Annotated in this window: 15 protein-coding genes; 4 read left to right on the forward strand and 11 right to left on the reverse strand. The window is 65.8% G+C overall.

The features are described 5' to 3' along the window. Window position 1 precedes the first annotated feature (1 nt). Window positions 2–1789 carry an acyl-CoA dehydrogenase family protein gene (locus tag JMY28_RS25790; RefSeq protein ID WP_201698722.1) on the reverse strand — a complete coding sequence of 596 codons (1788 nt, stop codon included), beginning with the start codon at window positions 1787–1789 and terminating at the stop codon, window positions 2–4. Window positions 1790–1920: 131 nt separating this feature from the next. On the opposite strand from JMY28_RS25790, the gene JMY28_RS25795 reads away from it, so the two are divergent. Then, window positions 1921–2832, forward strand: a complete 912-nt coding sequence (locus tag JMY28_RS25795; protein WP_201698723.1) for a LysR family transcriptional regulator — start codon at window positions 1921–1923, stop codon at window positions 2830–2832. A 10-nt stretch (window positions 2833–2842) separates the two neighbouring features. Here JMY28_RS25795 and JMY28_RS25800 read toward each other — a convergent pair whose 3' ends face one another. Beyond that, on the reverse strand, window positions 2843–5395 hold the full coding sequence (locus tag JMY28_RS25800; protein ID WP_201698724.1) for an adenosylcobalamin-dependent ribonucleoside-diphosphate reductase: 2553 nt from the start codon (window positions 5393–5395) through the stop codon (window positions 2843–2845). A 246-nt stretch (window positions 5396–5641) separates the two neighbouring features. On the opposite strand from JMY28_RS25800, the gene JMY28_RS25805 reads away from it, so the two are divergent. Further along, on the forward strand, window positions 5642–6133 hold the full coding sequence (locus JMY28_RS25805; protein WP_201698725.1) for a thioesterase family protein: 492 nt from the start codon (window positions 5642–5644) through the stop codon (window positions 6131–6133). Window positions 6134–6158: 25 nt separating this feature from the next. On the opposite strand, the gene JMY28_RS25810 is transcribed toward JMY28_RS25805, so the two are convergent. Continuing rightward, the gene (locus JMY28_RS25810) at window positions 6159–6455 is read right to left on the reverse strand and encodes a DUF3331 domain-containing protein (protein ID WP_201698824.1); all 297 of its coding nucleotides are present in this window, start codon (window positions 6453–6455) and stop codon (window positions 6159–6161) included. 382 nt (window positions 6456–6837) lie between these two features. On the opposite strand from JMY28_RS25810, the gene JMY28_RS25815 reads away from it, so the two are divergent. Continuing rightward, window positions 6838–7905 carry an AI-2E family transporter gene (locus tag JMY28_RS25815; RefSeq protein WP_201698726.1) on the forward strand — a complete coding sequence of 356 codons (1068 nt, stop codon included), beginning with the start codon at window positions 6838–6840 and terminating at the stop codon, window positions 7903–7905. A gap of 36 nt (window positions 7906–7941) precedes the next feature. Here the strand turns inward: JMY28_RS25815 and JMY28_RS25820 are convergent, their stop codons facing one another. After that, window positions 7942–8796: an alpha/beta hydrolase gene (locus JMY28_RS25820; protein WP_201698727.1), complete on the reverse strand. Its 855-nt coding sequence runs from the start codon at window positions 8794–8796 to the stop codon at window positions 7942–7944. Window positions 8797–8923: 127 nt separating this feature from the next. Continuing rightward, window positions 8924–10021 (reverse strand): OpgC domain-containing protein, encoded by a 1098-nt coding sequence (locus JMY28_RS25825; protein WP_201698728.1) that lies wholly within the window; start codon window positions 10019–10021, stop codon window positions 8924–8926. Between the two features lie 713 nt (window positions 10022–10734). Between JMY28_RS25825 and JMY28_RS25830 the strand changes: the two genes are divergently transcribed. Further along, a complete protein-coding gene (locus tag JMY28_RS25830) occupies window positions 10735–11604 on the forward strand; it encodes a peptidoglycan DD-metalloendopeptidase family protein (RefSeq protein ID WP_201698729.1) in 870 nt (289 codons plus the stop codon). A gap of 23 nt (window positions 11605–11627) precedes the next feature. On the opposite strand, the gene JMY28_RS25835 is transcribed toward JMY28_RS25830, so the two are convergent. From JMY28_RS25835 to prpB, 6 genes are all read right to left on the reverse strand, one after another. Further along, complete coding sequence (locus tag JMY28_RS25835; protein ID WP_201698730.1) at window positions 11628–11999, reverse strand: type II toxin-antitoxin system VapC family toxin; 372 nt, start codon at window positions 11997–11999, stop codon at window positions 11628–11630. Beyond that, window positions 11996–12193: a type II toxin-antitoxin system VapB family antitoxin gene (locus tag JMY28_RS25840; protein WP_110385134.1), complete on the reverse strand. Its 198-nt coding sequence runs from the start codon at window positions 12191–12193 to the stop codon at window positions 11996–11998. Before JMY28_RS25840 ends, JMY28_RS25835 begins: the two co-directional genes overlap by 4 nt. Before the next feature lie 185 nt (window positions 12194–12378). After that, on the reverse strand, window positions 12379–13569 hold the full coding sequence (gene prpF, locus JMY28_RS25845; protein WP_201698731.1) for a 2-methylaconitate cis-trans isomerase PrpF: 1191 nt from the start codon (window positions 13567–13569) through the stop codon (window positions 12379–12381). A gap of 60 nt (window positions 13570–13629) precedes the next feature. After that, window positions 13630–16227 carry a Fe/S-dependent 2-methylisocitrate dehydratase AcnD gene (acnD, locus tag JMY28_RS25850; protein ID WP_201698732.1) on the reverse strand — a complete coding sequence of 866 codons (2598 nt, stop codon included), beginning with the start codon at window positions 16225–16227 and terminating at the stop codon, window positions 13630–13632. Window positions 16228–16375: 148 nt separating this feature from the next. Continuing rightward, window positions 16376–17542, reverse strand: coding sequence for a bifunctional 2-methylcitrate synthase/citrate synthase (prpC, locus tag JMY28_RS25855; protein ID WP_201698733.1), 1167 nt, complete (start codon window positions 17540–17542; stop codon window positions 16376–16378). A 44-nt stretch (window positions 17543–17586) separates the two neighbouring features. Then, complete coding sequence (prpB, locus tag JMY28_RS25860) at window positions 17587–18477, reverse strand: methylisocitrate lyase (RefSeq protein WP_201698734.1); 891 nt, start codon at window positions 18475–18477, stop codon at window positions 17587–17589. Between the last annotated feature and the right edge of the window lie 52 nt (window positions 18478–18529).

Consider the following 18529-nt stretch of genomic DNA (forward strand, 5'->3'; position numbering starts at 1 on the left):
CTCAGTGTGCCGGGATCAGTTGCATGGCTTGATCGAGCGTCAGCGATCGTTCGTCCACGAGCGCGCGCAGCGTGGCGGCGCTTTCGTCGCGTTCGTCGAGCGCGAGCGGGTCGCGCGGCAGCAGCTTGTGGCGCACGAGCAAATGCGCGAGCGCGAGGCGTCGGTAATCAGGCGTGGCGAGTGAAATCTGCGCAGCTTCACAGGCCATGATGGCTGCCGTCGTGGCGTGATAGAGCGCACTCGCGGCCTGGCGCACCGATTCGTCGCGGCCGCATTCGGCTACGCTCACGAGCGCCACGCCCGCACGGTCGAACACGTCGCGCAGGAGCGCTGCACTTGATTCGGGCAGGCCACTTTCGGCAAGCTCCGCATGCACGTGCTGCGTCAGCGCTTCGAGCGCGCCTTCGCGCTTCGCCGCACGCGCCACATCGAGCGCGACGATATTGCTCGTGCCTTCCCAGATCGAGCCGAGATGCGCATCGCGCACGAGGCGCGGGTCGCTCCATTCTTCGATATAGCCCACGCCGCCGCGCACTTCCATGGCGTCGCCGGTGACGCGGCGCGCGTCGCGGCAGGCGCGGAACTTGATGAGCGGCGTGAGAATGCGCACGCATTTCGCCGCGAGTTCGTCGCCTTTGTCGGCGTGCGTGAGCAAGGTGGCGATGCGCATGAACATGGAGCGCGCCTGTTCGGCGGGCAGCATCATCTTGAGCAGTTGGCGCTGCATGAGCGGCATGTCGATGAGCTTGCGGCCGAACGCCTCGCGGTTGCGCGCCACATGCAACGCCTCGGTCACGGCGCGGCGCATGAGGCCCGCGGCGCGCACGCCGTTCGACAGTCGCGACATGTTGATCATGTCCGCCATCTGATGAAAGCCGCGGCCCACCTCGCCGATCAGGTACGCTTGCGCGCCTTCCAGCACGATCTCGCCGCTCGCCATCGAGCGGCTACCTAGCTTGTCCTTCAGGCGCACGATGCGATAGGCGTTGCGCGTGCCGTCGGGGAGCGTTTTCGGCAAGAGGAATAAGGCGAGGCCCTTGATGCCTGGCGGCGCATCGTCGGGGCGCGCGAGCACCATCGCGAGATCGGCGTCGGCGTTCGAGCAGAACCACTTGTCACCGTAAAGACGCCATACGTCCTCGCCATTTGCGCTTCGCTCATGCGTGGCGCGTGTGGCGATGCGCGCCACGTCCGAGCCCGCTGCCTGCTCGGTCATGAACATCGCGCCCTGGTAGAGTGTGTCGAAGTCCTGCGAGGCGAGCATCGGCAAATAGCGCGCAATGAGTTCGTTCGAACCGAAGCGGCGCAGCGTGCGCGTGAGCGAGTCGGTCATGCTCACGGGGCAGCACAGGCCGAACTCGGCCTGCACGAACAAATAGGTGAGCGCATATTTGATGAGCGGCGCGGGCGCGTTCTCGCGATGGCTCATGGCCGCGAGACCAAGCTCCGCGTAGGCAACGCGTTCGAGCGCGACATAGTCGGGATGCTTGTCGATGCGCTGGATCGCTTCGCCGCTGCGCGTGCGCTGTTCGAGCGTGGGCGGGTGCTTGTCGGCGACTAGCGCGAGCGCGTCGAGTTCGTCGGAGGCGCGCTGGCCGAGCGCGGCTAGCTGCGCTTCGATCGCGCCGAATGCGTTGCTGCCGAGATAGCTGCGCAAAAGGGGCGCGAAGCCGGGGTCGCTCGTGTAGAAGTTGATGCCGCGGCTATCGGGAATGTTGGCCGAGCCGCTGGCCGGGGTGGCCGCGTGGGCGGGGCGCGCCTGGGCGGCGAAGGCGGGGCGATCGCTCATCGTGTGCTGTCTCCGTGCTGTTTTGCTATGCGATTCGGCCTAGCTTAGGCGCGGCTTCGATAACGGTCCAATACAACCGATGTCCTGTACGATAAGCGCTATCTATCGATGAAACGCCGAAGGAGCCCGCGATGGAACTCAAGCAACTGCGCTATTTCGTGGCCGTCGCGGAAGAACTGCATTTCGGGCGCGCGGCGCGCCGGCTCTTCATCTCGCAGCCGGCGCTGAGCTTCGACATCCGCAAGTTCGAGGAGCAGCTAGGCGTGCAACTGCTCGAACGCACCAACAAGGCCGTGGCGCTGACCAACGCGGGCAACGTGCTGCTCGAGGAGGCGCGGCGGCTGCTGGAGCAGGCCGACGAAGTGCGGCGCATCGCGGCGCGCTCCGCGCACGGGCTGGCGGGGCGGCTGCGCATCGGCTTCGTCAATTCGATGCTTTATCGCGGGCTGCCGGAAGCGGTGCGGCGTTTCGAGGCCGATCATCCCGCCGTGGAAGTGGTGCTGCGCGAGATGAACACGGCCGAGCAGGTGCAGGCGCTGCAACGCCTGCAGATCGATTTGGGCTTCGCGCACTGGGGGCGCTTTCCGGCCGAGGTGCAAACGGAGGTGCTGTTTTCCGAGCCATTTCTTTGCTGCCTGCCGGAAGGGCATAGGCTTGCGCGCAGGCGGCGTATCGAACTTGGCACGCTCGCGCGCGAGCCGTTCATCCTGTTTCCGCGCTCGGTGTCGCCGCATTATCACGACCAGATTATCGCGACCTGCGTGGAGGCCGGTTTCAGCCCGCAGATTCGCCACGAAGCGCGGCTCTGGCAAACCGTCGTTACGATGGTGGAGTTCGGCATGGGCGTCGCGCTCGTACCCGCCGCGCTCGGGGCGACCGGCGGCGGGCGCGTGGTGTTCCGGCCGTTGGCTAGCAATCCTTATGAATCGCAGGTGTTAAGGCTCGTGCGCAGTGGGGAAGCGAATGCGCTGGCGCAGGGATTTGCGCACTATCTTGGGGGGCGCAAAGAAAACAGGGCGGCCGCCACGCCGCCCCGGGCTTGAACGCGAGACCTCAACCGCAAGTCCCGATCTCTCCGCACGCCGTGCAGAAGTCACACCCATCTTTGCGGATCACCGCATTCGCGCCGCACGAACCGCACTTGCGGCCGAGCATCGCATGGGCAAACGCGTGCTGCGTATCGGCGGGCAGCGCGTTGTCGCCAGCCAGCACCTGGTCGCCGGGCTGCTCCGCGCCGGCCCGCGCGTTGCCGGTGAATTGCGTGGCGAGCGCACCGTCGCGCCGCTGCGCGAGCAGCCGTGATGGAACTTGCCGGTCCTCGGCATCGAGAAAGCCGCGCCGGTGCAGGATTTGCTGGATCGCGTAGGCGATGGCCGCGACCTCGGAGTCGTGCCACAGCGGAATGCGCCGCCCGTCGAGGCGTTGCGTCTCGCCATAGCGCACCTGGCCGCGATCCCACGAGACCTTGCGCAAGTCCTGCAGGTTGCGCGCGACGAAGCCGCCACGCGCCGCGAGCGAGAGCGAACGCATGGTCGCGGTGATCCATTGCTGTTGCTCGTCGCGCTGGCCCACGGGGATAAAGAATTCGATAGGCCGCTCGATCGTCACCGCTTCGCCGCCCACCTGGCCGGTCACTTCGAGGAAGGACACCGCGACGTAGAGCGACACCTTGCCCGTCTGCGTGATGTACTCGATTTTCTCGATCACGGCGGGCAACTCGCCCTTGGGCCGATGATCGATCGCGACCCGCAGCGGGTCCAGCATCGCGTCGCCGAGCGCGTCGTCGGCGGTTGCCGCGGCTTCGGGCGGCAGCGTTTGCAGCACTGCGCCAAGCGTTTCGTTGGGCCGGTACGTGGCGAGTCCCTTGAGGCCGCGCCGCCATGCGTCGAGATAGAGGTTCTCGAAGTCTTCGAACGGATAGTCGGCGGGGACGTTGACGGTCTTGGAGATCGATGTATCGACATACGGCTGCACCGCCGCCATCATCGCCACGTGTTCCTGCGCGCTCATTTCCAGCGCGCTCACGAAATACGCGGGCAGGCTGTTCACGTCGCCGCCCAGTTCGCGATACACGCGCCACGCGTGGTCTTCGACGTTGAACGTTTCGCGGCTGCCGTCGGCCATGCGGCGCGTGCGCTGGTAGGTCCACGAGAACGCAGGCTCGATGCCGTTCGAGACATTGTCGGCGAATGCGAGGCTCACCGTGCCCGTGGGCGCGATGGAAAGCAGATGGCTGTTGCGGATGCCGTGGGTGCGGATCTCGGCCTTGAGGTCGTCGGGCAGGCGTGAGGCGAAGGTGCCTGCTTCGAGGTACGTATTCGCGTCGAAAAGCGGGAACGCGCCGCGCTCTTGCGCGAGTTCGACCGATGCGCGATAGGCGGCGTCGCGCATCGTGCGTCCCACGCGCGCGCCGAATGCGCACCCTTCGGGCGAGTTGTAGCGGATGCCGAGCATCACGAGCGTGTCGCCGAGTCCCGTAAAGCCCACGCCGATACGCCGCTTGGCCGCCGCTTCAGCCTGCTGCTCGGTCAGCGGCCAGAGCGTGGCGTCGAGCACGTCGTCCAGAAAGCGCACCTGGATGCGTGTGCGTTCGGCGAGCTGATCCCAGTCGAAATCTGCCTTGCCTCCACGCAGTTGCGCGAACGGTTCGGTCACGAAGCGCGTCAGGTCGAGCGGTCCGAGGTTGCAGCAACCATAGGCGGGCAGCGGCTGCTCGCCGCATGGGTTGGTCGCGCGGATGCTTTCGAGCGCGCGCAGATTGTTGTCCTCGTTCATGCGCGAAATGAACACCACGCCTGGCTCAGCCACGTCGTAGGTCGAGCGCATGATCGCGTCCCACAGCGCGCGGGCGCGCGTTTCGGCGTAGACCCACAGGCCGTCGTCGCGGCGCTGCAGGTCGCCCGAAGCGCGTAGCGCGGGCGAGGGCTCGGCGCGATGCACGAGCTGCCAGGGCGCGTCGTTTTCCACGGCGCGCATGAATTCGTCGGTCACCGCGACCGAGACATTGAAGTTGTTCCAGCGCCCCTTCGAGTGCTTGGCCTCGATGAATTCCGGCAGATCGGGGTGATCGCAGTCGAGCACGGCCATCTGCGCGCCGCGCCGCGAGCCCGCACTTTCCACGGTGCGGCACGAGGCGTCGAACACGTCGATATAGCTGCACGGGCCCGATGCGCTCGATCCCGTCGACTTCACGTGCGCGCCGCGCGGGCGGATCGACGAAAAGTTGTAGCCCACGCCTCCGCCGCGCCGCATGGTTTCGGCGGCCTGCAGCAGCGCGACGTAGATGCCGGGGCGGCCCTCGTCGTCCACGCCCTGGATGCTGTCGCCCACCGGCTGAACGAAGCAGTTGATCAACGTGGCTTCGATGCCGGCGCCCGCCGCGCTCATGATCCGCCCCGCGCCGAGCGCGCCGTTGCGCAGGTTGTCGACGAAACGCGCCTCGACCTCGGCGCGCAGCGCGGGCGGCTCGACCTGCGCGACGCCGCGCGCGACGCGGTGGTAGATGTCGTCGGCGGTTTGCTCGTCACCTTTGGCGTACTTTTCGAGCATCACGTCGAGCGAGAACCGCTGCGGGGGAAACGGGAGCGGGGGCGTGTTTTCTGCCATGGCCGGGCCTCGCGAAGCGCCGCGCGGGCGGCGTCGGTTGAAGGGCGTTGGAACGGGGTGTGCAGCGCAGCGGCTGTGCCGCGACCGTTCAACCTTACCCCAGCGGCGCCCGGCGTGCACGGCGACGCGAGCGCGCATGCGGCGGCGCCGGAGCATGCCGGTGTCGCGGCGGCGAGGGCGGGTCTGCGGTTACACTGCTCCCGGCTGCACGCGAGCACAGAATGTGGAGACGGGAAAGGAGACTGGATGACGAACGAAGCGGCGCTCGTGGTCTACCGCGACACGGTGCGCGCGGAGTGGGTCGATTACAACGGCCACCTGCGCGACGCGTTCTACATGCTGATCTACAGCTACGCGACCGACGCGCTGCTCGACGCCATCGGGCTCGATGCCGCCGTGCGAGAGGCGCGCGGGCGGTCGATGTACACGCTGGAAGCGCACCTGAACTATCTCCGCGAGATCAAGGAGGGCGCACAGGTGCGCGTCGACGTCCGGGTGATCGAGCACGACGCGAAACGCGTGCGCCTGTATCTGGAGATGTTCGCGGGCGATACTCACGCTGCGGGGGCCTTGCCCGTCTCGGCGAGCGAGCAATTGCTCCTGCATGTGGACCGCTCGGGCCCGCGCGCAGCGGCCTTCGACGCCGATGTGCTCGCGCGGGTGGCGGCGTTGTGTGCGGCATCGGCGGCCTTTGCGCCGCGCCATGCCGCGCGGGCTATTTCGCTCGCGCCTCGTTGAGGGCGTTCAGGCGACGTCGCTGCGCTTACTTCAGTTCCGCGCCGATGAGGTCGCCGAACACTTCGGCTGCGATCATGACGGAGGCATTGAGCGGGGCGGGGCGTTCGGCCGGTTTGAACACGGCGTCGCCCCGGCGGATTTTGCGGCGCGAGACGGCGCAGGTGCCCGAGGAATGCGCCGAGCGGCGGCGCCAGCGCTGTTCGCCATAATGGCAGCGCCCGGGTTCGACCCAGCGGATTACCAGCGCCGTATCCGTCTGCTCGAGTATCTCGATACGCTCACCGTTGGCTCCGTCAAGCGAGAGGCACGCTTTTTTCTTCATTGTCGGCTCCGTAAGTGTGGTGCCGCGAATGTAGTCCTGCGCGCGAACAAGTGCCATTCTGTCGCCGTTGAAACACCATTCCATTATCAGCAACAATTGCCCTGCGACACGTTGCGATTAACGAAGGAATGGGGGTTTGCGGCTGATTAGGGTCGACATCTCGAATTTGTGCAACGCACTGTTGTACGTAACGCGACATCGAGTGGCTCGAAAACGGGCGCCTGGAGGGCGTTCCAGGGTGGGGACGGAACGGCTGGGACGGATGTGAATCTGAGGAAAGACCGGCCGGTTTGATTGACTTGCTGCACTGCGTTGACTTGCTGCATTGCGTGTGCGCCGCCACGAAACCCGAGCACTTGTTTTTGAATTTTCACGAGGTTACATGATTCATCGTCCGCCTGCTCCGAACTCCGCAAACGAGCAGAAAATCCAGCGCGCCGCCTCCGCGGTGCTGTACGCCACGCTCGTGCTGCTGGCGCTGTGGATCGTGCGCGAGTTCCTGCCCGCCGTGGCCTGGGCGAGCGTCTTCGCCATCGTGCTGTGGCCCACCTATCAGGCGATCGAGCACCGCGCCTGGTTCAAGGGCCGCATGACATTGATCGCCACGCTGCTCACGGCCGCGATCGGCCTTCTCGTGCTCCTGCCGATCGCCATCACCGCCATTCAGGCCGGTGGCGAGGCTCACGAGCTGTACCTCTGGCTGCGCGACGCCCAGGAGAACGGCGTCCCGGTGCCCGACTTCGTGTCGCATCTGCCGGTGGGCAACCGCCAGGTGAGCGACTGGTGGCAGGCCAATCTCACCCAGCCGCTCAAGGCTTCTCCGGCCATGAAGAGCCTGCACGGCGACACGATTGCCTCGTTCGGCCGCCACTTCGGTGCGCGCGCCGCCCACGCCACGATGACGTTCGGCTTCATGCTCGTCACGCTGTTCGTGATGTTCCGGGCGGGCCCGCGTCTTTCAGCCACGATGATGCGCGGTGCGCGCCGCGCCTTCGGTCCCGATGGCGCGCAGCTCCTGCAGCGCATGGCTGCCGCCGTGCGCGCCACGGTCACGGGGCTCGTGGTCGTGGGCCTCGGCGAGGGCGTGCTGCTGGGCGCCGCTTATATCGCGACAGGCGTGCCCCATGCGGCGCTGCTCGCCACCGTGACCGCCATCGCGGCCATGCTGCCGTTTTGCGCGCCCATCGTGTTCTGCGGCGCGGCGCTGTGGCTCGTCATTCAGGGTTCGTTGATCGCCGCTGCCGCGCTCGCGGTCTGGGGATTCGTGGTGGTGTTCGTCGCTGAGCATTTCGTGCGGCCCGTGCTGATCGGCAATTCCACGCGCCTGCCGTTTCTGCTCGTGCTGTTCGGCATTCTGGGCGGGGCGACGACCTTCGGCCTGATCGGCATCTTCATCGGCCCGGCGCTCATGACCGTGCTGATGGTGCTTTGGGTGAATTGGGCGGAGTGATACTCGCCTCGCCACGAGGCGCCCCGCGCGCCTCGCTCAGCGGAAGCAGGCCAGCGTGTACTTGAGCGCGGCCGGCAGCAGTTCGCGCCACACCGGCCATACGTGGCCGCCGTCCACGATGCGCAGCGCCGCCGTATTGCCCGCCTCGCGCAGCCGCGTGTAGAGCAGCGACGACTCGGCCTGGATCACGAGGTCGTCGTCGCCGGCGGCGATGAAGAACGGCACGCGCCAGGGCCGCGCGAAATACGGCTTCCAGAGCGCCGGATAGTTGAGCGTGCGCCAGATCTGCGCGTCGAACTGATGATCGCCGAACACGCCCACGTGACGCGCCGCCGAGCTGGGCGGCGGGTCGCCTGCGTAGACCGCCGGCGAAAGCAGCAGCGTGCCGCAGAACATGTCGGGGTGCTCCAGCGTGTAGCGCAGCGCGCCGAACCCGCCCATCGACACACCGCCGATCGCGCGCCCATCGCGCGCGTCGTCCACCGCGAAGTGCGACTCGATCTCGGGCAGCAGGTCCTGGAAGAACGCCGTCTCCATCTTTTCCTTGCGATCGACGTACCACTCGGTGCCGCCCTGCGGCATCACGATCACCACGGGCGGGATCTCGTGGCGGGCGATCAGCGTGTCTGCGGTGGTCTGGAGCTGGCCTTGCGTGACCCAGTCCATGGGCTCGCCGTTGTTGCCATGCAGGAGATAGAGCACCGGGTAGCGGCGCTCATCGGCGCGATAGCCGTTCGGCAGGTACACCACATAGGGCCACTCGCGGTTGAGCGCCGCCGAGTGGAACGTGCGGACAGCGATCGTACTCGCCGCAGCCGGCGCCGCCAGCGTGACGAATGCCGCGCATGAGAGTGCGAGCGAGAGCAGCGCGGTGCGAAGGAGTCTGCGCATGGCAGGGACATCGAGGACGGTGGCGCGCCGGCGGCGCGGGGTCATCATGCTAACAGCCGCTCGTGCGCGCCGGAAGCCGTGATCGGCGAGCCGGGCGCGCAGTTCACTGGCTGCGAACGGCGTCGTGTCAGGCGGAAGCTTTGGCGCGCGAAGGCAGCAGACGCTTGAGCGGGTCGGACGCACGCGCGACGAGCAGCAGCGCGGTGATCGCGACGGCGTCGGCGCACAGGCCGAGCGGCACGTTCAGATAGCCATCGGTGTACCAGTAGAGCAGCGAATCGACCGTGAGTGAAATGACGGCGCCGGCCACGAACGAGAGCATCCCCTTGCGGCCGACCAGGCCCACCCAAGGCAGCGCATGCGCCACGCGCTTCGCCCAGCCGAGCCGGATGACATGCGCCGTGAGCCACGCGATGCCAAGGAAGTTGAGCGCGCGAAACCACGCGAGATTGCGCTTGAAGTCGCCGTCGAGCGCGACGTTGCCGAGCTGCAGGCGATAGATCGCGGCGCCCGCCACGACGGCAAGTGCGGCGAGCGTCACGAGCGCGCCGAAACGGTGTGTGCTGACCCGCTGGAACACCGGTTGCGCCTGCGCGATCACGCCGAGCACGAACATCAGCTGCCAGCCGAACGGGTTGAAGTCCCATTGCACGTCTTCGACGTGCGGCAACCACGGCGCCAGGTGCGCAGCGGCGCCCCAGAGCAAGAGGCTCACGGCGAGCAGCAGCCACGGCCGCGTGCGCGCGAGCGGCAGCGCGAGCGGTGCGGCGAGGGCGAAGCACGCATACATCGGCAGCACGCCGGCCAGATAGGGCTGGCGGCGCAGCAGCACGATGTCGCGCAATGCAGCGGCAGGCGCGAGCGTGAGATCGTCGAGATCGGTGGTGGCGAGGTTGGGCGCATCCACGTTGCACGCTACGAGAATCGCGGTGACGAGCAGCATCAACAGCGCCGTCACGACGAACGCGCGGTAGATCTCGAATGCACGCTTGATGAAGCGCTGCCGCGCCGCGGCTTCAGTGCGACGCGCGCAGAGCGTGGCCCACGCAGTGGCTGTGGCGAAGCCGCCGAGGAAGACGAACACCTCGGCGGCGTCGCACAGTGCGTAGGCGTGCAGCGTGACGCGCGAGACGATGCTGCCGCCGATGTGATCGACGACGATGATGAGCAGGACGAGGCCGCGGAAGAAATCGAGTTCGACTAGACGGTTGGATGACTTTGACATGTTGGGGCAGCAGGCCGGGCCGGCATGGGGCGCACGAGGCAGCCGACGATGCAGACGGGCCGGGCGGGCAGATGCTGGAAGTACCTACCCGGAAAAATCAGGAATTCAGGAATTCGGGCGAGGTTCGCGGGGCGTCAAGCGCCAGGAACCGTGAAGCAGCCACCAGGGTGGTTGCACGACAAGCGCAGGAAAAGACCTGAAGAATACGCAAGGGTTCCCGTGAAACCGGGGTTTACGCTAACTACGCGGATACTACCGTAATTTCAAATACCTTTCAGTTAGCGCCGCCAGTGCGCCGTTCAAGTTTCCGGGGCATGTGCCGATAAGGCAGGGGAAGGGGCACGACCGTGCTGATGCGGCAAACGCCGCGCCGAGGCGGGTTTGGGCGCTTCCTTCTGGCCCTTTGGTAATGGATCGCGGGGCGACAATTCGTGTATTTAACAGTTGTTTCAAAGTGTTCTCCCTGGGCTGATTCAGAGGAGTTGCGCTTTACAATGCCGGATCGATTTTGAGATGGCACGCTCGTTCGTTATTACAGCGATGGCGTGCGTTGAATATTTATCGCTCGGGATGCAGTCGATTTAGACACAGATCGAAGCGGATCGGCGCAGGCGAGCCGGAGCGCCAGGAGGGCGGGAGCGCGGCACACGCGGCAGACCGTCCCAGGCTCCACTCGCTGCATCGCACGGCGGCAGATGCCGCAGGAGAGAGCAATGTTCGAAGACGATCGTACCGGTCAGCGCACCAACGGTCTCATAGGGTTCTGGGCCGCGTTGGGACTGGCGGCCCTGTTGGGCGGCTGTGCCAACATGAACCCGCAGCAACCGCAACAACAGCCGCAACCCGACACGGCGGCAACGGCGACCCCGGCTTCGGATGCAACGGGCGCCGACGCCAGCGGCGCGCAACAGGCGGCGAGTGCGCCCGTGACGCGCGTCGTCACGAAAACGACGTACGTGCGCGTGCGCCGCGGCGACACGCTTGCGCGCATTGCGCAAAAGCACAGTGTTTCGGTCAAGGACCTGACCGCCTGGAACCACCTGAAGCCGAACGGTCATTTACGCGCGGGTCAGTCGATCAAGCTGGTTTCGAAGCTGACGATCACCGTTCAGGTGGCCGCGCCGCAGGCTGGCGGCGCAGCGGCGAATTCCACCGCGAACTCAGCCGCAAGCCGCCAGGTTGCCGCCGAAGTGGCGCGCCATGCGAACAGCGTCGCGCTCGTGTGGCCGGCGCATGGCCGCGTGGTCGAGCCGTTCGCGGCGGGCTCGACGCGCGGCATCGAGATTGCGGGCAAGGCCGGCGACCCGGTGATCGCCGCCGCCGACGGCAAGGTCATGTACGCGGGCACGGGCCTGAACGAGTACGGCAGCTTGATCATCGTCCAGCACAACAAGGACTTCCTCACGGCCTATTCGCACAACCGCCGTCTGCTCGTGAAGACCGGCGACACGGTGCACCAAGGCCAACAAATTGCCGAGATGGGTAGCGAGAACAACGACCGCGTGGCGGTGCTGTTCGAGGTGCGACGCGACGGGAAGCCCGTGGATCCGATGCCGTATTTGCCGTCGTCGCCGCAGGGCTGAATGCGGCGCCGGGCGTCGCGTTTCTACCGTCCGATCTGCGCGGCGAGACCGAGTTCGCCGGCAACCTTTCCAAGCCGCTTGTCGCGTGTCCAGATCGTGACGCCCGGTTGCAGGCGGGCCGACGCAAGCAGACTCGTATCGACGTAGCCGATGCCGCGATTGGACAGCTTCGCCTGCTCGATCAGATAGAACGTCTCCTCCGGCGTGGCGATGGGTACGGCTGGCAAGTCGCGCAGCGCGCCGAGGACGACATCACGCTCGCGCAGGCTGCCCAGCGAGATTTCTCCGACCACATAAGCGTGCGCGAGCACGCGCTCCTCTGCGAGCAGGCCCATCAAGAGGGGATCGGCGGCGTTGAAATGATCGATCCAGATCGAGGTGTCGACCAGAATCATTCGGCATCCGTCCGGCGGCGCGGCGCGGCCACGATGCCGGGCTGACTGCCGCCAAGGTTCGCAAGCCGTCTCGCAGCCTCGCGTTGGATGAGGGCTTTGAGGGCTTCGCGCACGAGCGCCGTCTTTTCTTCCAGACCGGTATAGGCTTGGGCTTTGGCGATCAAGTCGTCGTCGAGAGCGATGGTGGTGCGCATGGCAGTTGCCTCTCAATGTATAGGCACAGAATGTAGCATCAGATGATGCTGATTTTGATGTTTCCAAGGCCGGTCCTGTCGTTTAGTTAGAAAAACACTGCGCAAAAGCAAAACCGCCCTGACGCATCGCAGCGTCAGGGCGGTTTTTTAATCACCGCAAACAGCGCACTTCTTAAAACCGTTCCTTAAAACGCGTCTCCCGGCACCCGCACCGATCCTTCCATCAGCACGCGCGCGCTGCGGCTCATGATGGCCTTCGTGACCGTCCATTCGCCGTTCTCCTGGCGCGCTTCGGCGCCCACGCGCAGCGTGCCCGACGGATGCCCGAAGCGCACCGCGCTGCGTTCGCCGCCGCCCGCGGCGAGATTCACCAGCGTGCCCGGGATGGCCGCAGCCGTGCCGATCGCCACGGCTGCCGTGCCCATCATGGCGTGGTGCAGCTTGCCCATCGACATGGCGCGCACCAGCAGATCGACGTCGCCGGCTTCCACACGCTTGCCGCTCGACGCCGTGTAGCCCGTGGGCTTCGCCACGAAGGCGATTTTCGGCGTGTGCTGGCGCATGGCGATCTCGTCGAGGTTCTTGATGAGGCCCATGCGCAGCGCGCCGTGCGCGCGGATCGTCTCGAACTTCTCGAGCGCCACGGCGTCGCCGTTGATCGCATCCTGCAATTCCGTGCCCGTGTAGCCGATGGCCTCCGCGTTCACGAAAATCGTCGGAATGCCCGCGTTGATCATGGTCGCCTTGAGCGTGCCGACGCCCGGCACTTCGAGGTCGTCCACGAGGTTGCCGGTGGGGAACATCGAGCCGCCCGCGCCTTCTTCGTCGGCGGCCGGGTCGAGGAATTCGAGCTGCACTTCGGCGGCCGGGAAGGTCACGCCGTCCAGTTCGAAGTCGCCCGTTTCCTGCACGTGGCCGTTCGTCATCGGCACGTGCGCGATGATCGTCTTGCCGATGTTGGCCTGCCAGATACGCACGGTCGCAACGCCGTTATCGGGCACGCGGCTCGGGTCGACGAGGCCTCCGCTGATCGCGAACGGGCCCACGGCGGCAGAGAGATTGCCGCAGTTGCCGCTCCAGTCCACAAAGGCCTTGTCGATGGCGACCTGGCCGAACAGGTAGTCCACGTCGTGGTCGGGCTTGCTGCTCTTCGCCAGGATCACGGTCTTGCTGGTGCTGGAGGTGGCGCCGCCCATGCCGTCGATCTGCTTGCCGTACGGGTCGGGGCTGCCGATCACGCGCATGAGCAGCTTGTCGCGCGCAACGCCTGGCTGCTGCGCCGAAGCGGGCAGATCCTGAAGGCGGAAGAACACGCCTTTGCTGGTGCCGCCGCGGATATAGGTGGCGGGGATTTTGATCTGAGGTACGTGTGCCATGTGTTGTCCTGAAACGAAGGGCGGCGCGTGGGTGTCACCACTGCACCGCCCGTTTCCCGTTTACGCCGCTGCCTGCGACGACTCAAGGAAGTCCTGTGCGAAACGCTGCAGCACGCCGCCTGCATCGTAGATCGACACTTCTTCGGCCGTATCGAGTCGGCAGGTGACCGGCACTTCCACGCGCTCGCCGCTCTTGCGGTGAATCACGAGCGTGAGGTCGGCGCGTGGCATGCGTTCGCCGATCACGTCATAGGTTTCCGTGCCGTCGATGCCAAGCGTCGTGCGGTTCGTGCCCGCCTTGAACTCCAGCGGCAGCACGCCCATGCCGATCAGGTTCGTGCGGTGAATGCGCTCGAAGCCTTCCGCGACGATCACCTCCACGCCCGCGAGACGTACGCCCTTGGCCGCCCAGTCGCGCGACGAACCCTGACCGTAGTCGGCTCCCGCGATGATGATGAGCGGCTGCTTGCGCTCCATGTAGGTTTCAATGGCTTCCCACATGCGCGTGACCTTGCCTTCCGGCTCGATGCGCGCAAGCGATCCCTTCTTCACCGCGCCTTCCACCACGGCCATCTCGTTGATGAGTGTGGGGTTCGCGAAGGTCGCGCGCTGCGCCGTGAGGTGGTCGCCGCGGTGCGTCGCGTACGAGTTGAAGTCCTCTTCCGGCAGGCCCATTTTCGTGAGGTACTCGCCCGCTGCGCTGTTCGGCAGGATGGCGTTCGAAGGGGAGAGGTGATCCGTCGTGATGTTGTCGCCGAGCACGGCGAGCGGGCGCAAGCCCTGCAACGTGCGCTCACCAGCCAGCGCGCCTTCCCAGTACGGCGGGCGACGAATATACGTGCTTTGCGCGCGCCAGTCGTAGAGCGGGTCGGTCGTTTCACCGCTGGCCGCCGTAACCGCGAACATGGGCTCGTAGACCTTGCGGAATTGCTCGGGCTTCACGCTCTTCGCGACAATGGCGTCGATCTCTTCGTCGCTCGGCCAGAGGTCTTTGAGGTACACCGGCTTGCCGTCCTTGTCCGTGCCGAGCGAGTCGCGTTCGATGTCGAAGCGGATCGTGCCCGCAATCGCATACGCGACAACGAGCGGCGGCGAAGCGAGGAACGCCTGCTTCGCATACGGGTGAATGCGGCCGTCGAAGTTGCGGTTGCCCGACAGCACGGCGGTTGCATACAGGTCGCGGTCGATGATCTCCTGCTGGATCTTCGGGTCGAGCGCGCCCGACATGCCGTTGCACGTGGTGCAGGCAAACGCGACGATGCCAAAGCCGAGCTTTTCCAGATCCGGCAGCAGGTTGGCTTCTTCGAGGTAAAGCTCGACAGCCTTAGAACCCGGCGCGAGCGAACTCTTCACCCACGGCTTGCGCGCGAGGCCGCGCGCGTTCGCGTTGCGCGCGAGGAGGGCGGCTGCGATCACGTTGCGCGGATTGCTCGTGTTGGTGCAGCTCGTGATGGCGGCGATGATGACGGCGCCGTCGGGCATCTGGCCCGGCGTTTCTTCCCACTTGCCCGCAATGCCGCGCTCGGCGAGCGCGGACGTGGGCAGGCGCTTATGCGGGTTCGACGGGCCGGCCATGTTGCGCACCACGCTCGAAAGATCGAACGTGAGCGTGCGCTCGTATTGCGCGTGGTCGAGCGTGTCGGCCCACAGGCCTGCCGTCTTCGCATACGTTTCGACGAGCTTGACCTGCTCTTCTTCGCGGCCCGTGAGGCGCAGATAGTCGAGCGTCTGGTTGTCGATGAAGAACATCGCCGCCGTGGCGCCGTATTCGGGCGCCATGTTGGAGATCGTGGCGCGGTCGCCGAGCGTGAGGCTCGACGCGCCTTCTCCACGGAACTCCAGGTACGCGCCCACGACCTTTTCCTTGCGCAGGAACTCGGTGAGGGCGAGCACGATGTCAGTTGCGGTGATGCCGGGCTGGCGCTTGCCCGTGAGCTCCACGCCGACGATATCGGGCAGGCGCATCCACGATGCGCGGCCGAGCATGACGTTCTCGGCTTCGAGGCCGCCCACGCCGATGGCGATGACGCCCAGCGCGTCCACATGCGGCGTGTGGCTGTCCGTGCCCACGCAGGTGTCGGGGAACGCCACGCCTTCGCGCGCCTGGATCACGGGCGACATCTTCTCCAGATTGATCTGGTGCATGATGCCGTTGCCCGGCGGAATCACGTCGACGTTCTTGAACGCCTTCTTCGTCCAGTTGATGAAGTCGAAGCGGTCAACGTTGCGCCGGTCTTCGATCGCGCGGTTCTTGTTGAAGGCGTCCGGATCGAAGCCGCCGCATTCCACGGCGAGCGAGTGGTCGACGATCAGCTGCACCGGCACGACCGGATTCACCTTGGCAGGGTCGCCGCCCTGGTCGGCAATGGCGTCGCGCAGGCCCGCGAGATCGACGAGTGCGGTTTGCCCGAGGATGTCGTGGCAGACCACGCGCGCCGGGAACCACGGAAAGTCGAGGTCGCGCTTGCGCTCGATGAGTTGCTTGAGCGAAGCGGTGAGCGTGGCCGGGTCGCAGCGGCGCACGAGGTTTTCGGCGAGCACGCGCGAGGTGTACGGCAGCGTGTCGTAGGCGCCGGGCTGGATAGCCTCGACGGCTTCGCGCGCGTCGAAGTAATCGAGCCGGGTGCCGGGGAGGGACTTGCGGTAGGCGGTATTCACGGCTTGGGGACCAAAAATGTAGTGGGTTGGCGGCGGCTCTCGTGCGCCGTGAGCGAATGACCTCACTCTATACGCGCGCGCCGCCGTCTCCCAGTCGTCCGGACGTCATAGTCCGTCCGGGCGACTGGTGTGCCTCATTCAGCGCTCGTCAGCGCTTGCTGATCGGCGTGAACTTCAGATTCTCCGGACCCGTGTAATTCGCGCTCGGGCGGATGATCTTGTTGTCGATGCGCTGCTCGATGATGTGCGCGCTCCAGCCGGCCGTGCGCGCGATCACGAAGATCGGCGTGAACATGGCGGTCGGCACGCCCATCATGTGATACGACACCGCGCTGAACCAGTCGAGGTTCGGGAACATCTTCTTGACTTCCCACATCGTCGATTCGAGGCGCTCGGCAATGTCGAACAGTTTCATGTTCGACTGCTCCTTCGAGAGCTTCTTGGCGATTTCCTTGATGACCTTGTTGCGCGGGTCCGAAATCGTGTACACCGGGTGGCCGAAACCGATCACGACTTCCTTCTTCTCCACGCGCGCGCGGATATCGGCTTCTGCGTCGTCGGCGTTTTCGTAGCGCGACTGGATCTCGAACGCGACTTCATTCGCGCCGCCGTGCTTCGGACCGCGCAGCGCGCCGATCGCGCCCGTGATGGCCGAATAGATGTCCGAGCCCGTGCCGGCGATCACGCGGCCCGTGAACGTCGAGGCGTTGAACTCGTGCTCGGCGTAAAGGTTGAGCGACACGTGCATCGCGTCGACCCACGACTTCGACGGCGCGTGGCCATGCAGCAGGTGCAGGAAATGGCCGCCGATCGAGTCGTCGTCGGTTTCGACTTCGATGCGCTTGCCGTTGTGCGAGAAGTGATACCAGTACAGCAGCATCGAGCCGAGCGACGCCATCAGGCGGTCGGCGATATCGCGCGCGCCCGGCAGGTTGTGGTCGTCCTTCTCGGGCAGCACGGTGCCCAGAATCGAGACGCCGGTGCGCATCACGTCCATCGGGTGCGCCGAGGCGGGCACGGCTTCGAGCGCCGTCTTCACGGCGGCGGGCAGGCCGCGCATTGCCTTGAGTTTCGTCTTGTACGCGGCCAGTTCCGCTGTGTTCGGCAGCTTGCCGTGCACGAGCAGGTAAGCGACTTCTTCGAATTCGCACGCGGTGGCGAGATCGAGAATGTCATAGCCGCGGTAGTGAAGGTCGTTGCCGGTGCGGCCCACGGTGCACAGCGCCGTGTTGCCCGCCGCCACGCCCGAAAGCGCAACGGACTTCTTCGGCTTGAAACCGCCGGCGGCTTGCGTGGTGTTTTCTGCTTCGCTCATGGTGTCTTCCTCTCTCTAGGTATCGATGGACTGTATGGCCGGATTTACTTCTTCGCGGCAAAGAGCGCGTCGAGTTTGTCTTCGTACGCGTGATAACCGAGGTACTTGTAAAGGTCCTCGCGCGACTGCATCGTCGAGACGGCGGCCTTTTGCGTGCCGTCGCGCTTGACGGTCTCGTAGAAGTTCAGCGCGGCGGCGTTCATCGCACGATACGCGCCGCAGCAGTAGAGCGCGATATCCACGTTCGCGCTCTTGAGTTCTTCGGTGGTGAAGAACGGCGTCGAGCCGAATTCCGTGAGGTTGGCGAGAATCGGCACCTTCACGGCGGCGCGAAAGCGCCGGTAGTCGTCGAGCGTCTTCATCGCTTCGGGGAAGATCATGTCCGCGCCCGCTTCCACGTAGGCCACCGCGCGCTCGATCGCCGCGTCGATGCCTTCCACGGCGGCCGCGTCGGTGCGGGCCATGATGACGAACTGGTCGTCGGTGCGCGCGTCCACGGCGGCCTTCACGCGGTCCACCATCTCACCGGTCGCGACGACTTCCTTGTTCGGGCGATGGCCGCAGCGCTTCTGGCCCACCTGGTCTTCCAGGTGCACGGCCGCCACGCCCGCCTTGATGAACGACTTGATCGTGCGCGCGATGTTGAAGGCGCCGCCCCAGCCGGTGTCGATGTCGACCATCAGCGGAATGTCCACGGCGTCGGTAATGCGGCCGGCGTCGATCAGCACGTCGTCCATGGTGCTGATGCCGAGGTCCGGCACGCCGAGCGAGTTAGCGGCCACGCCGCCGCCCGAGAGATAGACGGCCTTGAAGCCGGTCGCCTGCGCGAGCTTGGCCGCATAAGCGGTGATGGCGCCGACGACCTGCAGCGGTTGTTCGGCGGCCACGGCTGCGCGAAATTTCGCACCGGCGCTTGCGGGGGATTTGTTGTTCATGCGTGATGTCTCCAATTGAATCGCCGACCCATACTGCAGATAGCGTGCCAGC

The organism is Paraburkholderia hiiakae (assembly GCF_904848665.1).
Lineage (GTDB): Bacteria > Pseudomonadota > Gammaproteobacteria > Burkholderiales > Burkholderiaceae > Paraburkholderia > Paraburkholderia hiiakae.

Excerpts from the sequence above, each read along its gene's own strand:
- JMY28_RS25790 (WP_201698722.1), bottom strand. The coding sequence starts at position 1,789 with ATGAGCGATCGCCCCGCCTTCGCCGCCCAGGCGCGCCCCGCCCACGCG.
- JMY28_RS25795 (WP_201698723.1), top strand. The coding sequence starts at position 1,921 with ATGGAACTCAAGCAACTGCGCTATTTCGTGGCCGTCGCGGAAGAACTG.
- JMY28_RS25800 (WP_201698724.1), bottom strand. The coding sequence starts at position 5,395 with ATGGCAGAAAACACGCCCCCGCTCCCGTTTCCCCCGCAGCGGTTCTCG.
- JMY28_RS25805 (WP_201698725.1), top strand. The coding sequence starts at position 5,642 with ATGACGAACGAAGCGGCGCTCGTGGTCTACCGCGACACGGTGCGCGCG.
- JMY28_RS25810 (WP_201698824.1), bottom strand. The coding sequence starts at position 6,455 with ATGAAGAAAAAAGCGTGCCTCTCGCTTGACGGAGCCAACGGTGAGCGT.
- JMY28_RS25815 (WP_201698726.1), top strand. The coding sequence starts at position 6,838 with ATGATTCATCGTCCGCCTGCTCCGAACTCCGCAAACGAGCAGAAAATC.
- JMY28_RS25820 (WP_201698727.1), bottom strand. The coding sequence starts at position 8,796 with ATGCGCAGACTCCTTCGCACCGCGCTGCTCTCGCTCGCACTCTCATGC.
- JMY28_RS25825 (WP_201698728.1), bottom strand. The coding sequence starts at position 10,021 with ATGTCAAAGTCATCCAACCGTCTAGTCGAACTCGATTTCTTCCGCGGC.
- JMY28_RS25830 (WP_201698729.1), top strand. The coding sequence starts at position 10,735 with ATGTTCGAAGACGATCGTACCGGTCAGCGCACCAACGGTCTCATAGGG.
- JMY28_RS25835 (WP_201698730.1), bottom strand. The coding sequence starts at position 11,999 with ATGATTCTGGTCGACACCTCGATCTGGATCGATCATTTCAACGCCGCC.
- JMY28_RS25840 (WP_110385134.1), bottom strand. The coding sequence starts at position 12,193 with ATGCGCACCACCATCGCTCTCGACGACGACTTGATCGCCAAAGCCCAA.
- prpF (WP_201698731.1), bottom strand. The coding sequence starts at position 13,569 with ATGGCACACGTACCTCAGATCAAAATCCCCGCCACCTATATCCGCGGC.
- prpC (WP_201698733.1), bottom strand. The coding sequence starts at position 17,542 with ATGAGCGAAGCAGAAAACACCACGCAAGCCGCCGGCGGTTTCAAGCCG.
- prpB (WP_201698734.1), bottom strand. The coding sequence starts at position 18,477 with ATGAACAACAAATCCCCCGCAAGCGCCGGTGCGAAATTTCGCGCAGCC.